Genomic DNA, 334 nt, shown 5'->3' on the forward strand with positions numbered 1-334 from the left:
ACTTCAATTTTTTTACCCTTTTTACTAATTCAAAACACTATAACTACTCTTCAAAAACAGAGAGTAGCTATGTTATTTCTCATAGGTTGTGCTTTGGTAATGGTGCATGATGGGAGTGTTCAGAAATCATCCGAGACCGGCCTAGGTTGGAGTGGAGCTGGTTTGTCAGAAAAGACAAGAATAACTTATTTGGGGATTTTTAGTGACCCGAATGATTTGGGGATGTTTTTTGTAATGATTCTTCCAATGGCTATGTACTTCTTGTTTAGAGCTAAAGCTTACCTTAAGCCAGCTTTTTGTATTGTTGTAGCCTTTATCTTGCATGGAATCTATA

General features: G+C 36.5%; 1 protein-coding gene. It reads left to right on the forward strand.

The window, feature by feature from the left end; all coding sequences use genetic code 11:
• Positions 1-69 precede the first annotated feature (69 nt).
• Positions 70-334 (forward strand): hypothetical protein (locus A3757_RS24905; protein ID WP_197470309.1); only part of this gene is annotated, 265 nt, incomplete at its 3' end.

It is taken from the genome of Oleiphilus sp. HI0117 (assembly GCF_001635235.1).